Source organism: Streptomyces diastatochromogenes, assembly GCF_002242805.1.
GTDB classification, from domain to species: Bacteria; Actinomycetota; Actinomycetes; order Streptomycetales; family Streptomycetaceae; genus Streptomyces; species Streptomyces diastatochromogenes.
Genome location: NZ_MCGQ01000007.1, coordinates 483,894 through 499,677 on the forward strand (window position 1 = coordinate 483,894; position 15,784 = coordinate 499,677).

9 protein-coding genes are annotated in these 15,784 nt (G+C 72.1%); 2 read left to right on the forward strand and 7 right to left on the reverse strand.

Annotated features, from left to right (window positions below):
* Positions 1–54: 54 nt before the first annotated feature.
* The 3 genes from BEK98_RS06700 to BEK98_RS06710 form a co-directional block, all read right to left on the reverse strand.
* Complete coding sequence (locus tag BEK98_RS06700; protein WP_094215458.1) at positions 55–1,830, reverse strand: serine/threonine-protein kinase; 1,776 nt, start codon at positions 1,828–1,830, stop codon at positions 55–57.
* 162 nt (positions 1,831–1,992) lie between these two features.
* Complete coding sequence (locus tag BEK98_RS06705) at positions 1,993–4,791, reverse strand: protein kinase (RefSeq protein WP_094215742.1); 2,799 nt, start codon at positions 4,789–4,791, stop codon at positions 1,993–1,995.
* 165 nt (positions 4,792–4,956) lie between these two features.
* Complete coding sequence (locus BEK98_RS06710; protein ID WP_208643030.1) at positions 4,957–6,963, reverse strand: serine/threonine-protein kinase; 2,007 nt, start codon at positions 6,961–6,963, stop codon at positions 4,957–4,959.
* A gap of 169 nt (positions 6,964–7,132) precedes the next feature.
* Here BEK98_RS06710 and BEK98_RS06715 point away from each other — a divergent pair, with 169 nt between their 5' ends.
* Positions 7,133–8,176: a serine hydrolase domain-containing protein gene (locus tag BEK98_RS06715; protein WP_094215460.1), complete on the forward strand. Its 1,044-nt coding sequence runs from the start codon at positions 7,133–7,135 to the stop codon at positions 8,174–8,176.
* A 71-nt stretch (positions 8,177–8,247) separates the two neighbouring features.
* Here the strand turns inward: BEK98_RS06715 and BEK98_RS06720 are convergent, their stop codons facing one another.
* The gene (locus BEK98_RS06720; protein WP_094215461.1) at positions 8,248–9,957 is read right to left on the reverse strand and encodes a glycerol-3-phosphate dehydrogenase/oxidase; all 1,710 of its coding nucleotides are present in this window, start codon (positions 9,955–9,957) and stop codon (positions 8,248–8,250) included.
* Positions 9,958–10,239: 282 nt separating this feature from the next.
* Between BEK98_RS06720 and BEK98_RS06725 the strand changes: the two genes are divergently transcribed.
* Positions 10,240–11,448: a nucleotide sugar dehydrogenase gene (locus tag BEK98_RS06725; protein ID WP_094215462.1), complete on the forward strand. Its 1,209-nt coding sequence runs from the start codon at positions 10,240–10,242 to the stop codon at positions 11,446–11,448.
* 543 nt (positions 11,449–11,991) lie between these two features.
* On the opposite strand, the gene BEK98_RS06730 is transcribed toward BEK98_RS06725, so the two are convergent.
* The 3 genes from BEK98_RS06730 to BEK98_RS06740 all read right to left on the reverse strand — a co-directional run bounded on the left by BEK98_RS06730 (position 11,992) and on the right by BEK98_RS06740 (position 15,499).
* Positions 11,992–13,116 carry a GuaB3 family IMP dehydrogenase-related protein gene (locus tag BEK98_RS06730; RefSeq protein WP_094215463.1) on the reverse strand — a complete coding sequence of 375 codons (1,125 nt, stop codon included), beginning with the start codon at positions 13,114–13,116 and terminating at the stop codon, positions 11,992–11,994.
* A gap of 125 nt (positions 13,117–13,241) precedes the next feature.
* Entirely contained in the window at positions 13,242–14,747 is a 1,506-nt protein-coding gene (guaB, locus tag BEK98_RS06735; RefSeq protein ID WP_094215464.1) for an IMP dehydrogenase, read from the reverse strand.
* A gap of 164 nt (positions 14,748–14,911) precedes the next feature.
* Positions 14,912–15,499, reverse strand: coding sequence for a sigma-70 family RNA polymerase sigma factor (locus tag BEK98_RS06740; protein ID WP_094215743.1), 588 nt, complete (start codon positions 15,497–15,499; stop codon positions 14,912–14,914).
* Between the last annotated feature and the right edge of the window lie 285 nt (positions 15,500–15,784).

Sequence of the window (15,784 nt, forward strand, 5' to 3'; positions counted from 1 at the left end):
ATGCCGCACCGGACCCACGCCCTCCGGGGCGGTCATCGGCCAAGCCTGGGGCACTCAGCCGGAGTTCGGCTGCCAGCCCTGCAGGAGCCACCTGAACTGCTTGCTCGCCGTCCCCCAGTCGCCGGCGGTCGACGACACGTAGAGGGCGTACTCGACGCCCTCGCGCGAGTAGTACGTCTCCTCGATGGCGCGTCGCGGTCCGGCCACGTGGGGCCAGTCCTTCTTCAACGCGGTCCACGTGTACTCCCACACCGAGCCCTTGCGGTCGCGGTAGGTGTTCTCCTCCATGGTCACGAGCTTGTAGTCGACCAGCCGCTGGAGCTGCTGCTCCAGGTCCTTCTGATGCTGGTAGGCGTCGGCGAAGTCCGGGTCGGTGTCCATGGCGATGCGTACGAAGTGGACGCCGTGGTCGGGCGAGTAGTCGATCTGCTTGAGGCTGCCCTTGTTGCTGTACACCGTGCGCTTCCAGCCCTTGGGCAGGTAGAGGCTGAAGCCCACCGGGTCGTCGTACCGCACCCAGTTGCCGGGGACGGCACCCTCCGGGCCCGGGCTGCTCGTGGCCGAGGTCGCCGGCGCCGGGGTCGCCCCGCCCGTGTCGGTGTCCTCCTGCTGCATCGCGCTCCACTGCCGGAAGCCCACCGCGGCACCGCCGCCGAGCACGGCCGCGACGGCGACGACCAGCGCGAGCGTGCGCAGGCGGCGCCGGGGGCGGGGGCGGGCCGGTGCGCCGGGTCCCACCACGGTCGGAGGCATCCCGTGCGGGCCCACCGCCGTCGGACCGGTGACGGAATGCCCTGCGGCACCCGGCCCGGAGCCATCCGCGCCGGAGGAGCCTGCTCCGGGGATGCCTGCCCCGGAGGCACCCGCTCCCGAGGTGTACGACCCGGAGGTGTACGACCCACCGCCGTACGGCCCGCTGGTGTGGGACCCACCGGTGTACGACCCGCCGGCGTAGGAACCGCCGGTGTCCATGCCCCGCCCCTGGGTCGGCACGAACGCCTGCGCGGCGCTCGGTCGGCGGCCCTCCACCGCCTCGGCGAGCATCTGCTCCGCCTCCTCCGCGCTCGGCCGTTGGGCCGGCTCCTTGCGCAGCAGTGCGGTGATGACGGGGCCGAGCGCACCCGCGTGGCGGGGCTCCTCCGCCGCCTCCTCGACGACCGCCTGCATGGTGCTCAGCGGCGAGGTACGGCGGAACGGCGAGCGGCCCTCGACCGCCGTGTACAGCGTGGCGCCGAGCGCCCACAGGTCCGAGGACGGGCCGGGGTCGTGGCCGCGCACCCGCTCGGGCGCGAGGTAGTCGACCGAGCCGACGACCTCTCCGGTGCGGGTGATGGTGGTGTCGCCCTCGATCTGGGCGATGCCGAAGTCGGTGAGCAGCACCCTGCCGTCCAGGCCGAGCAGCACGTTGCCGGGCTTGACGTCCCGGTGCAGCACGCCGGCGGAGTGCGCGGCGCGCAGCGCCCGCAGCACCCACAGGCCGATCCGGGCGGCCTCGCGCGCGTCGAGGCGGCCGCGGTCCTTGACCGCGTCGGCCAGCGAGCTGCCCTCGACCAGCTCCATCACGATCCACGGGCGGCCGTCGTGTTCGAGCACGTCATGAACGGTGACGACGGCGGAGTGGTTGATGCGCGCGGCGGCGCGGGCCTCGGCCCGGGTGCGGGCGAGCAGAACGGCCTGGTCGCTCTCGGAGACGTAGAGCGCGGCGGTCAACTCCTTGACGGCCACCGTCCGGTGCAGCACCTCGTCGTGGGCGCGCCACACCCGGCCCATGCCGCCGCTGCCGATGGAATCGGCAAGCCGGTAGCGGCCCGCTATGAGCAGGCCCTGCATCTGATTCACGTTGCCCCGCAATGCTCTTGACAGGGTCAGACTAAGGACCGGTCCGCACTCTGGGAACAAGCGGGGGGCCAAGGAAACCGCACTGTGACGGTTGTCGCTTCTCCTCGCGAACGGGAACCGAATCCTCGGCCGCTCAACCGGTATACGGGGCGCTCAACCCGTGTAGCGGTACGTCGCGGTAGCTTGCTCGTACAGCCGCGTGACCTCGTCCCGCTCGGCCTCCGGACCCCGGACCTGGACGAGGTGGTAGCGGCCGTTCAGCAGGATCGCCATGTTGCGCACATACAGGTCGCGCCCCTGCCCGTCGGTCCAGGTGAACTGGCCCTCGGCCATGGTCCGTCCGCCCACCTCGATGGTTCTCAGGCCGGTGGCCGTGGCCCAGCTGGAGTCCCGGTACGGCTGCAGTTCGCGCTCCTTGTCCCGCTGGTAGACCATCGGATCGCTGCCGTAGGCCGAGGCACTGTCCCGGCCCGGTACGACGAGCAGTTCGAAGTTCCCGTGCGAGTAGACCACCTGGCCGCTGCCGTTCTTCGGCGTACGGTCCCAGCCCTTGGCGACGGCGATCTGGAAGCCGTCCGGGTCGGTCCGCAGGGTGAACCCGTCGGCGACGGAGGGGTCGCCGCCGGTCTGTGTCTCGGTGGCGGGCGCGGACGCCGAGGGACCGCCGTCCGCGGACTGCCCGGAAGACGGCTGCGGGCTGCGGGAGGGCGCGGGGCTCGCCTGCCCGGCGCTGCCGGTACGGCTGCTGCCCGCCGCGCCGCTCTCCCCCTGCTTCGGCATGAACAGCATCGCGTACGCCACCGCGCCGGCCAGCAGGAGCAGTATCACCAGCAGCAGCGTCCGGCCGAGGCTGCGCGGGGAACGGGCCGCCTCCTGCCGGGCCCGCTTGTGTCTGCCGTGCGGATGAGGCGCGGGCATCCCGGCGCGCCGCCGCCGCACCAGCTCACCACGGCGCCGGACGATCGGCAGCCGGCTCGGGTCGGCGGGCGGGACGGGTACGACATGGGTGCCGGCGTCCGGCTCGGGCGCGGAGCGCACCAGCGAGCGCAGCCAGCCGCTCAGCTCCTCGAAGTCCAGCCGGTCGGTGGGGTCCTGGCGCAGCAGCGACTCCACGACCGGGCGCAGCGGCCCGCACTCCTCGGCGAAGGCAGGCGGCTCCGCGCACACCAGCTGCACCAGCTCGGCCGTGGACTCCTCGGGGTAGGGCGCATGCCCCTGCACGGCCCGGAACAGCAACGCCCCGAGAGCCCACAGGTCGGTGGCGGCCCCGATCGGCGCCGCCAGCTGCCAGTTCTCATGCACGGGCCCGGCCTGCTCCGGCGCCCACCGCTCGGTCACCGGCCCCACCACGGTCATCCGCACCTGCCGGGCCCGCTCAGCGGCGAGCGCGGTGGCGGGACCACGCCGTACGGCACCGCCGCCGGGGTCGCCCCAGCGGGAGGCGCTGGTGGCCGGGGGCACGTCTGCGGAGGGGGCGAGGCCACCGCGTACGGCACCGCCGTCAGGGTCGTCCCAACGGGAGGCACCGGTCGCCGGGGCGGGTGCCTGGCCGGGAGCGGGAGTGCCGGAACCGCGCGGCACGCCGGCCGACGCCTGGCCGGGTACGGGCAGGTGGCCCGCGCCGGGTGCCGCGCCAGGGCGCCGTTCCCCGGGAGGCAGGACCGGTCGCTGTGCGTCGCCGCCCGGTGTGGTCGGCGAGGCCGGAGTGCCTGCGGGACCGGTGCGCGGTGCGGCGCCGTGCCAGGAGGTCGCGCCCTGCACCCCGTAGGGGTCGGCGATGCGGCCGGGCGGCGAGGCGGCCTGGCCGGAGGAGTACGGCGGCTGCGCCGAGCCGTTGGCCCCGGCCTCGCCCTCGGCGGGCGGGCGGGCCGCGGGCAGGGCGGCGCGGCCGTTCTGCTGGGCTTCCTGCACCCGGGCCGCGGCCCGGGTCCCCGCACGGTAGGCGGCGATGGCCCCGGCCCGCGCGGCACGGATGTCGTCGCCGCTCTCCAGGGCCCGTCTGGCCGGCGGCCCGGGGACGGTGGCCCCGCCGGAAGCCCCGTTCACGCCCGGCACCGGCAACCCACCGGCCGCCCGCGCCTGGATCGCGGCCCGCCGCGCGGCCTCGGGATCCGCGTCGGGGGACGGCGCGGGTCCGGCACCGTCAGCCGGGCCACTCACCGCACCGGCCGGAACACCGCCACCCGCGGCACCCCGCCCGCCGGAGCCACCGAGCCCCTGACCACCCGGCCCTTGCCCGTGCAGACTCGGCCCGCCCCTGCCGGCGCCGTCACCGGCCGGGCCGCCCGGCCCGATGGCCCCCGCCGCCCCTTCCCGGTCCTCCTGCCCGTTCTGAACCGGCACCGGGTCGTACCCGCACAGTGCCTCCTCCGCCGCGCCGACCGCGAGGCCGGTCAGCATCACGCGGCCGTCGTCGCAGACGAGGACCGTGCGGGCGGTGATGTTGCGGTGCACCCAGCCGTGGCCGTGCAGGACACGCAGCGCCATGAGGACGTCGGAGGCGACCTCGGCCGCCCGGTACGGCGTCAGCGGCTGCTCGGCCAGCAGCGCGGACAGCGGACGTGCGGCCACCCACTCGCTCACTATCCACAGTGAGCCGCCCTCGGCGAACACGTCGAAGACCTGGTCCAGCCGCGGATGGTCGGGGATGCTCGCCGCCGCCTGCGCAGCCTCGACGGCGCGCCGCACCGCCGGATCCGAGGGGCGGCGGGTGGCGGTCCGGGCCGCCGGGGTGCGACGCCCCTCGCGCTCCCGGGCGGTGAACCCCTCGGGCAGCCCTTCCGCGTCGAGCACCTCGGCCTCGACGACCTCCGGCAACGGCACCTGACGGACCAGCACCTCCTGGCCGCTGTAGGTGTCGAAGGCCCGGGTCTCGGTCAGTTCGTACTCGTCGGAGGGCGGCAGCGGCAGGCGGTAGCGGTCGGCGAGCACCCGGCCTGCGTAGTCGTCCACGTTGCCTCCCCCGGCCGCCTGGTCGTTCACATCCGTTCCCATACGGCCCGTTGCGCATCCACAACCCGGCTCCGTACGGTCCGCAACCATTCACGATACGTGCCGGAGGCAACCCGCATTGAGGGGATGACGGATTCTCACGGCCCCAAACAGGGCTCGTTCACATCACGACTTGGGCTCGAAGGACGTCGTCAGCGTCTTCCAGGTGTCCTTGCGCAGCCCGCTGTTCCACTCCGCGGCCTTCGCCGTGTACATCAGCCCGTAACCGAGATGGCCGTTCACCACGAACCCCCGGTCGATCGACCGGTACTTGGTACCACCCTCCACATAGGTGAACTCCCAGTCGGCCGTGTTCCAGCCGCGGTAGTCCACCTGCTCTATGCGGATCTTCCGGTACTGGGAGCGGAACATGTACCGCTCCTGGTTCTTCCAGTCCGCCACCGGGTCGTCCTTGGGCGTGCTGGTCCAGCCGACGAGCAGCTTCTGCCCGTTCGGCCCGGTGTAGCGGTCCCCGGCATCGCCGGTGGACCGGTACTTCCACCCCTTGGGCAGCCCGATCGAGTACCCCTGGGCACCCTTACGGGTCGACTCCACCGGTGCGCTCCCGCCGCTCTTCGAGCCGGACGAACCGGAGTTGTCGCCGCCGGACGGGCTCGCGCTGGCCTCCGTCGCCGCACCGGTGGTGGCGGACGCCGAGGTGTTCCCGTCCGTCCGAGCGCCGCTGTCGGTGGTCTCCTTGCTGCCCGTGCCCTTGTCCTGCTTGGTGGAGGCACTGGCCTTCGCCGGGGCCTTGGCACCGTTGTCGCTCTTGCTGTCGCCCCCGTTGAGCGCGATGGCCAGCACGGTGCCGATCACCGCGAGTGCGACCACCACCGCGATGATCACCAGCGTCCGCTTGGGCACCACGTCGGTGAGCGGCGCCCTCGGCACCGGCCGCGGCGGCAGGTCCAGGTCCGGCGGCGGCACCACGGGCCACCCCGAACTCGGCTTGTTCGCGCTGGAGTTCGGCCCGACGGCGGAACTCTGGGCCGGACCGGCCGGCCGCCCGGGCCTCCCGGCGCCCGCCGCCCCGGAGGAACCCGAACCGCTCCCCGCGGCCGACGCGCCACCCGCACCCGGCGCCCTCGTACCGCCACCGCTCTTCGGACGCACGGACGCCGACGAGCCGGCCGCCCCGGCCGCCTTGCGGACCGAACGCAGCGCCCCGCGCAGCTTCTCCCCGGCCTCCTCGCCCCGCTTGCCCTCGGGTCCGCCGGGCTGCGCCGGCAGCGGAACCACCCGCGTGGCGTCCATCGACTCCGGCTCCGGCGCATGGATCACCGTGTTGAGCATGGCCCGGGCACCGGCGTCGTCGAGCCGCTGGGCCGGGTCCTTGGTGAGCAGGCCGTAGATGACGTCCCTGAGCGGACCCGCGTTCTTGGGCTCCTCCAGGGGCTCGGTCATCACCGCGGTCAGCGTGGCGATCGCCGACCCCTTGTCGTACGGCGGCAGTCCCTCGACCGACGCGTACAGCAGGCCGCCCAGCGACCACAGGTCGGCCGCGGGCCCCGGCTTGTGCCCGCGGGCGCGCTCCGGGGAGATGTAGGAGGGGGCGCCGACGAGCATGCCGGTGGAGGTGATGGACGGGTCGCCCTCGACCTGCGCGATACCGAAGTCGGTGAGCACGACCCGGCCGTCCTCGGCGATGAGCACGTTGGACGGCTTCACGTCACGGTGCAGGATGCCCTCGCGGTGCGCCGAGCGCAGCACGTCGAGGATGGCCAGCCCGACCTCGGCGGCGCGCCTGGGCTCCAGCAGGCCGTCCTCGCGGATGACCTCGGCGAGGGACTTGCCCTCGACCAACTCCATGACGATCCACGGCCGGTCGTCCTCTTCGACCACGTCGAAGACCGTCACCGCGCTGTTGTTGCGGATCCGGGCGATCGCCTTGGCCTCGCGCAGGGTGCGCGTGATCAGGCGCCGCTTCTCCTCCTCGTCGATGTTCGACGGGAACCGCAGCTCCTTGACGGCGACCGTCCGGCCCAGGGTCTCGTCCTCGGCGCGCCACACCGTGCCCATGCCGCCGCGGCCCAGCACCTCTCCCAGCCGGTACCGCCCGGCGAGGAGACGACGCTCGCTCTTGTCCTGACGAGTCTCCTGACGAGATGTCCCCGCCCGCTCCGCCTCCGACATGCGTCCCCTCATGCAACCCGCCCTGACAGAGCCTCCATTGTCCCTCACCCGACAAGCGGCCGACGCCCAGGGTGCCCCTGACCCCGCCCCGGGCCCCGCGCACAGGAAGACCCGCTGAAGCCAGAGTTCCGCATAGCGGGATGATGGACCCGAGAAGAAGGGAGCCCGGATGCCGACGCTTCGGACAGTCCTGTCCATACCGGTGCTCCTGGCCCTGCTGCTCGCCCCCACCACCGCCGGCGCCGACTCCGCGGCCGCCGCCACGGACACGGTCCTCCCGCTGCTGGTCACCCGGGGCAGGGCGCCCGCCGCGGCCCTGCTGACCCGGGACGGGAACCACTCCCGCTACACCGCCGCCGGTCCGGGCATGGCGCCCGCCGACCACTTCCGCGCCGGCAGCATCACCAAGACCTTCATCGCCACGGTCGTGCTGCAACTGGCGGCGGAACACAGGCTCTCCCTGTCCGACACGGTGGAGCGGCACCTGCCGCAACTGCTGCGCGGACGCGGCACCGACGGACGGCACATCACCCTGCGCGCCCTGCTGACCCACACCAGCGGGCTCGCCGACTTCACCCGGGCCACCCGGGGGTCCGTCCCCCTGACCCCGCTTCAGGCCGTGCGCATCGCCCTCACCCTCCCTCCGACCCACCCGGGCCGCTACGTCTACTCCAGCACCAACTACGTCCTGCTCGGCATGGTCGTCCGGCAGGTCACCGGCCACTCGTACGCCACCGAGGTCCGGCGCCGGGTCATCGCTCCACTCGGCCTTACGGGCACCTCCCTTCCCGGATCCCGCGGCTCGCTTCCGCTGCCGCACGGCCGCGCCTACGCCGCGGACGGCTCCGACGTCACCCGGCTCGACCCGCGCGTGGCCGGCGCGGCGGGTGAGCTGGTGACCACACTGGCCGACCTCGACCGCTTCTACGCGGCCCTGCTCGGCGGTCGGCTGCTGCCCTCGCACTGGCTGCGCGAGATGCTCAACACCCGTGCCGCGCATGGCTCGTACGGCATGGGGATCTTTCCGGCAAAACTCCCGTGCGGCATCACGGTGTGGGGGCACAACGGCCGGATATCCGGGAGCTACGTGCGCACCGCAGCCACCGTCGACGGCCGTCGTGTCCTCACCTTCCGCGTGAACACGGACGCGATCGCAGATCCCCGCCTCGAACCGGCCTTGCTCGCCGCCGAGTTCTGCCCTCGCACCTGGTAGAACGCACCGGTTCCGAACGAAGATCCCGGTTCACGACACTCGTTCGAGTGAAAGCCCGAGGCGAGCCCGCCTCAGCTCAGCGGCACGATGTCCGGCGCCCCCAGCCGTGCCGCGTCCGCCGTCTGGTCGTCCGGCTGGAGCTGGGACTCCCGCTCGGCCTCGACCCGCTTCTCGTAGTGCTCCACCTCGCGCTCGATCTGGTCCTTGTCCCAGCCGAGCACGGGCGCCATCAGCTCGGCGGCCTCGCGGGCGCTGCGGGTGCCCCGGTCGAAGGTCTCGATCGAGATTCGGGTGCGGCGGGTGAGCACATCGTCCAGGTGCCGGGCGCCCTCGTGCGAGGCGGCGTACACGACCTCGGCGCGCAGATAGTCGTCGGCGGCCTGCAGCGGCTCGCCCAGGGCGGGGTCGGCGGCGATGAGGTCCAGGATCTCCTCGGCCATCGAGCCGTACCGGTTCAGCAGGTGTTCCACCCGGACCACGTGCAGTCCGGTGCGAGCCGCGATCCGCGCCCGCGCGTTCCACATCGCCCGGTAGCCCTCCGCTCCCAGCAGCGGGATCTCCTCGGTGACACAGTCGGCGACGCGCATGTCGAGACCGTGCACCGCCTCGTCGACGGCGTCCTTCGCCATCACCCGGTACGTCGTGTACTTGCCGCCCGCCACGACCACGAGACCCGGCGCCGGATGGGCCACGGTGTGCTCGCGGGACAGCTTGCTGGTGGCGTCGGACTCGCCGGCCAGCAGCGGACGCAGGCCCGCGTACACCCCCTGCACGTCGTCACGGCTGAGCGGGACGGCGAGCACCGAGTTGACGTGCTCCAGCAGGTAGTCGATGTCGGCGCTGGAGGCCGCCGGGTGAGCCTTGTCGAGGTCCCAGCCGGTGTCGGTGGTGCCGACGATCCAGTGCCGGCCCCAGGGGATGACGAACAGGACCGACTTCTCGGTGCGCAGGATCAGACCGGTGGTGGAGTGGATGCGGTCCTTGGGCACGACCAGGTGGATGCCCTTGGAGGCGCGGACGTGGAACTGGCCGCGCTCCCCCACCATGGCCTGCGTGTCGTCGGTCCACACACCGGTGGCGTTGACGATCTGCTGGGCGTGGATCTCGTACTCCCCGCCGCCCTCGACGTCCTGCACCCGGGCGCCGACGACTCGCTCGCCCTCGCGCAGGAACCCGGTCACGCGCGCCCGGTTGGCCACCTTCGCGCCGTACGACGCCGCCGTGCGCACCAGGGTCGCCACGTACCGGGCGTCGTCCATCTGGGCGTCGTAGTACTGCAGGGCGCCGACCAGGGCGTCCTTCTTCAGGCACGGGGCGACACGGAGGGCGTGACGGCGGGTCAGGTGGCGGTGCAGGGGCAGGCCCCGGCCATGCCCGCGGGCCATGGACATCCCGTCGTACAGGGCCACGCCCGAGCCCGCGTACAGGCGCTCCCAGCCCTTGTGCTGCAGCGGATAGAGGAAGGCCACCGGTTTGACCAGGTGCGGGGCGAGCCGCTCCAGGAGCAGGCCGCGCTCCTTCAGGGCCTCGCGGACCAGGGCGAAGTCGAGCATCTCCAGATAGCGCAGGCCGCCGTGGATGAGCTTGCTGGATCTGCTGGAGGTGCCGGAGGCCCAGTCGCGGGCCTCGACCAGGCCGGTGGACAGGCCGCGGGTCGCGGCGTCCAGTGCGGTGCCGGCGCCGACCACTCCACCGCCGACCACCAGCACGTCCAGCTCGCGCTCCGCCATCGCCGCCAGTGCCTCGGCGCGCTGCGCCGGACCCAGTGTCGCTGTCCTCACCGCTGCCTCCCGCTGTCGCACAACTCGCTCGCGTCGGCCGCACCCGGAGGGCGAAGCCCGGTTCATCCCCTCCTCATGCCCAAATTCTGACCGGCTTGCCCGACTTCAGCCACCACAGGCTCCCAACCTGTGGACAACACGAACGCAACCCCCGGAAGACACACGAACACAATCCCACATAACGGTCATATTTACTCCTAGTGTGACAGTGCGCTCGTTCTGGCTGTCCACAGCGGTTGCGCATCTGTCCCGCTTCGGTTATTGGGAAGGACGGGCCACGCCATGCCCGCAGATCTCGCCGTCATCGGACTCGGTCCCTACGGTCTGCCGCTCGCCCAGGCCGCCGTCGCCGCGGGCATCCCGACCATCGGGTACGCCACCGGCCCCGAGGCGGGTTCGCTCAGCCCGGCCGAGCTGCGGCGGATGCACGCGGCGGGCTTCCGGCCCGGCACCGACCCGGCCCAGCTCGGCCGGGTGCGCACCGCCGTGATCTGCGCACCCACCCCGCGCGGCGCCGACGGCGGGGTCGACCTCGGCCAGGTGGAGGCGGCCGCCCGTACCCTGGCCGAGCGGCTGCGCCCGCACACCACGGTCATCCTGGAGTCGCCCGTCCTCCCCGGGACCACCGAGCAGTTCCTGCGCCCCCTGCTGGAGGAGGGCTCCGGACTGCGCGCCGGCCGCGACTTCCACCTCGCCTACTCGCCGAGCCGCGTCGACCCCGGAAACCGCGACCACACCCCCGCCGGCACGCCCAAGGTCATCGGGGGCCTCACCCCCGCCTGCACCGAGTCGGCCGCGGCCTTCTACAACCGGCTCACCGACAAGGTGGTACGCGCGCGCGGGCTGCGTGAGGCGGAGGCCGTGCAGCTGCTGGAGACCAACTACCGGCACGTCAACATCGCGCTCGTCAACGAGATGGCCGTCCTCTGCCACGAGCTGGGCGTCGACCTGTGGGACGTCATCCGCTGCGCGGAGACCAAGCCGTTCGGCTTCCAGGCGTTCCGGCCGGGCCCCGGCGTCGGCGGGCACAGCGTCCCGCAGGACCTCACCGGCCACGCGAGCCGCACACTGCGCATGGTGGAGCTGGCCCAGCAGGTCAACCACCGCATGCCCCGGTACGTCATCCAGCGCGCCGCCACGCTCCTCAACGAGCACGGCAAGTCCGCGCGCGGCGCCCGCGTGCTCCTGCTCGGCGTCACCTACAAGCCCGACCTCGCCGACCTCCAGGGCACACCCGCCGAGGAGATCGCCGTCCGCCTGCTGAGGCTGGGCGCCTCGGTCAGCTACCACGACCCGTACGTGCCCTCGTGGAGCGTCCTGGACCGCCCCGTCCCCCGCGCGGACTCGCTGTACGAAGCGGCAGCCGACGCGGACCTGACGATCCTGCTCCAGCAGCACCGGACGTACGACCTGCAGGGGCTGTCGGTGAAGGCCCAGCTGCTGCTGGACACGCGGGGGGCTACGCCTACGGGGGCGGCGCATCGGTTGTGAAGGGGGGCGCGTGAGGTGCGTGAGCCTCCGGGGTTGGTGGCATAGGGCACTCGGCGCCGGTACCTTGGGAGCAGGTGGAGCCCACCGCAGCGGGTACTGCGGCAGGCTCCTGGAAAGTGATCGAGTGTCCGCCCCTAGTTCATGTAGGGGCGGCCGCTCACTTTCCGTACTTCCACAAGATCCACCTCCTCCGGCACTTCACCATCCGCAGACGGATCCGGTCCCATCGGGTGGGCTTGCGGTGACGGCCCATGGGCGCGCCCCCTTCCACGATGCCGCCCAGAGACCCGGTGGGCGGTCCGCTTGGGTTTCGGGCCGGGCCCCGAGGGCCGGGGTCCGGAACCTTGTCCTTGGAAGGGGGCGCCCCAGTGAACTGGGTCGCCGTCCACGGACACTATCGCCTCGATACGTCCGTTCAGGGCATATTCGCCCCAAAAGCAACCATGCGCCCCTCAAGTGCAATACACGCCCCGCCAGGGCCACTTGGACATGCGAAGGGGCCCGGACCGCGCAGGTCCGAGCCCCTGAATGACGCCGCGTGGACTACCGCCGATGCTGCGAGTCCGCCACCGTGACCTCCACCCGCTGGAACTCCTTCAGCTCGCTGTAGCCGGTCGTGGCCATGGCCCGTCGCAGGGCGCCGAAGAAGTTCATGGAGCCGTCCGGGGTGTGGGACGGGCCCGTGAGGATCTCCTCGATCGTGCCGACCGTGCCGAGGTCGACCTTCTTGCCGCGGGGCAGCTCCTCGTTGACCGCCTCCATGCCCCAGTGGTGGCCCTTGCCGGGGGCGTCCGTGGCGCGGGCCAGCGGGGAGCCCATCATCACCGAGTCGGCGCCGCAGGCGATGGCCTTCGGGAGGTCGCCGGACCAGCCGACACCGCCGTCCGCGATCACGTGCACGTACCGGCCGCCGGACTCGTCCATGTAGTCGCGGCGGGCCGCGGCCACGTCGGCGACCGCGGTGGCCATCGGGACCTGGATGCCGAGCACGTTGCGCGTGGTGTGCGCGGCGCCGCCGCCGAAGCCGACCAGGACACCGGCCGCGCCGGTGCGCATCAGGTGCAGGGCCGCGGTGTAGGTGGCGCAGCCGCCGACGATCACCGGGACGTCCAGCTCGTAGATGAACTGCTTCAGGTTCAGCGGCTCGTGCGAACCGGAGACGTGCTCCGCCGAGACCGTCGTACCGCGGATGACGAAGATGTCCACGCCCGCGTCCACGACCGCCTTGGAGAACTGGGCGGTGCGCTGCGGGGAGAGCGCGGCCGCCGTGACCACGCCGGAGTCGCGCACCTCCTTGATGCGGGCGCCGATCAGCTCCTCCTTGATGGGGGCGGAGTAGATCTCCTGGAGGCGCCGGGTGGCCGCCTCGGACGGCAGCTCGGTGATCTCGTCGAGCAGCGGCTGCGGGTCCTCGTACCGCGTCCACAGGCCCTCGAGGTTCAGCACGCCGAGGCCGCCCAGCTCGCCGATACGGATCGCGGTGGCCGGGGAGACGACCGAGTCCATGGGGGCGGCCAGGAAGGGCAGCTCGAAGCGGTAGGCGTCGATCTGCCAGGCGATCGAGACCTCCTTCGGGTCCCGCGTACGGCGGCTGGGGACGACGGCGATGTCGTCGAAGGCGTACGCCCGGCGGCCGCGCTTGCCGCGCCCGATCTCGATCTCAGTCACGTCTTGGCCTTTCCCTGATGCATTGCAGCGTCTTCCAGTATCGCCGACAGGTACGACAAGGGCGGCCCCGGATGCTCCGGGACCGCCCTTGCACGGCCTGTACGGCCCTCACGCGCGCGTGTGCGTCACTTCTGCCTGCTGTAGTTCGGCGCCTCGACCGTCATCTGGATGTCGTGCGGGTGGCTCTCCTTCAGGCCCGCCGAGGTGATCCGCACGAAGCGGCCCTTGGACTCCATCTCCTCGATGGTGGCGGCGCCCACGTAGCCCATGGTCTGGCGCAGGCCGCCGACGAGCTGGTGCAGCACGTTGGAGAGCGGGCCGCGGTAGGGCACCTGGCCCTCGACGCCCTCGGGCACGAGCTTGTCGTCGGACGCCACCTCGGCCTGGAAGTAGCGGTCCTTCGAGTACGACCTGCCCTGGCCACGGGACTGCATGGCGCCGAGCGAGCCCATGCCGCGGTACGACTTGAACTGCTTGCCGTTGATGAACAGCAGCTCGCCCGGCGACTCCTCGCAGCCGGCGAGGAGGCTGCCCAGCATGACCGTGTCCGCACCGGCGGCGAGCGCCTTGCCGATGTCGCCGGAGTACTGCAGACCACCGTCGCCGATCAGCGGGATGCCCGCCGGACGGGCGGCGAGGGAGGCCTCGTAGATGGCGGTGACCTGCGGGACGCCGATGCCGGCGACCACGCGGGTGGTACAGATCGAGCCCGGGCCGACGCCCACCTTGATGCCGTCGACACCGGCGTCGATGAGCGCCTGGGCGCCGTCGCGGGTGGCGACGTTGCCGCCGATCACGTCGACGTTCACGCTGGACTTGATCTTCGACATCCAGCTGAGCGCGTTGCTGTTGTGGCCGTGCGAGGTGTCGACGACCAGGAAGTCCACACCGGCCTCGGCGAGCGCCTGGGCACGCTCCAGCGCCTCGGGGCTGGCGCCGACGGCGGCACCGACGAGCAGGCGGCCCTCGGCGTCCTTGGCGGCGTTGGGGTACTTCTCGGCCTTGACGAAGTCCTTGACCGTGATCAGGCCCTTGAGGACGCCCGCGTCGTCGACCAGCGGAAGCTTCTCGATCTTGTGCTTGCGCAGCAGCTCCATGGCCTCGGGCCCGGAGATGCCGACCTTGCCGGTGACCAGCGGCATCGGGGTCATGACCTCGCGCACCTGACGCGTGCGGTCGCTCTCGAAGGCCATGTCGCGGTTGGTGACGATGCCCAGCAGCTTGCCGGCCGGGTCGGTGACCGGGACACCGCTGATGCGGAACTTGGCGCACAGGGCGTCCGCCTCGGCGAGCGTGGCCTCCGGGTGCACCGTGATCGGGTCGGTGACCATGCCGGACTCGGACCGCTTCACCAGGTCGACCTGGTTGACCTGGTCCTCGACGGAGAGGTTGCGGTGCAGCACGCCGACGCCGCCCAGCCGGGCCATCGCGATCGCCATGCGGGACTCGGTCACCTTGTCCATCGCCGCCGACAGCAGCGGGATGTTGACCCGAACATTGCGGGAGATGCGGGACGAGGTGTCGACCGCGTTGGGGAGCACCTCGGATGCGCCCGGCAGCAGCAGCACGTCGTCGTAGGTCAGCCCGAGTGTCGCGAATTTTCCGGGCACTCCGTCGACGTTTGCAGTCATGACACCTTCCCCAAATGGCCTTGATCGGTGCGGATGTCCATGCTAACGGGAAGCACGGCTAGCAAATTCCACGGTCCGGAGTGACTTCAGGCTTCGTATGTTCGTACGGAAACGAACGCGCGCCTGTTCAAGAGAGGGAGCTACCGAGGCTCCGCCCAGGGCAGTTACTGCTCGGCGAGCGCGCGCAGACGGCTCAGCGCCCGATGCTGGGCCACCCGTACGGCGCCGGGTGACATTCCCAACATCTGCCCGGTCTCCTCCGCGGTCAAGCCCACGGCGATACGCAGCAGGAGCAGCTCGCGCTGGTTCTCCGGGAGATTGGCCAGCAGCTTCTTGGCCCACTCGGCGTCGCTGCTGAGCAGGGCGCGCTCCTCGGGGCCGAGGGAGTCGTCGGGCCGCTCCGGCATCTCGTCCGAGGGGACGGCCGTGGAGCCCGGGTGGCGCATCGCGGCGCGCTGGAGGTCGGCGACCTTGTGCGAGGCGATGGCGAAGACGAAGGCCTCGAACGGGCGGCCGGTGTCGCGGTAGCGCGGCAGGGCGAGGAGGACGGCGACGCAGACCTCCTGGGCCAGGTCCTCCACGAAGTGGCGAGCGTCGCCGGGGAGCCGGGACAGCCGGGTCCGGCAGTAGCGCAGCGCCAAGGGGTGCACATGGGCGAGCAGATCGTGCGTGGCCTGCTCGTCCCCGTCGACGGCACGATGCACGAGCGCACCGATCGCCCCTGGGGCCGTGCCCGCCTCGTCGTCGCGCATCGGTCCATGGTGCACTGCGGCCGTCCGGTCCGTCGCATCGTGCTCGTGGTTGTGCACCGAAGCGTTATGAGCAGGTGCGCCGGCACTCATCCCCTGCGCCCTCCCCTTCCGCTCGACCGACTTGTCCCCGAGAGACTCCACATCTCAAGGATGCGGCATCCGCGCCGAAACGAGCACCGCGCGCACTCCGGTGACCCCCGCACGAGGACGAGTGGTGGATCCGTCCCCGCGGGTGCAGAGCAAAGCAGCAGGTCAGACAGGTGACCCAGGATTCCGGGCGGGACG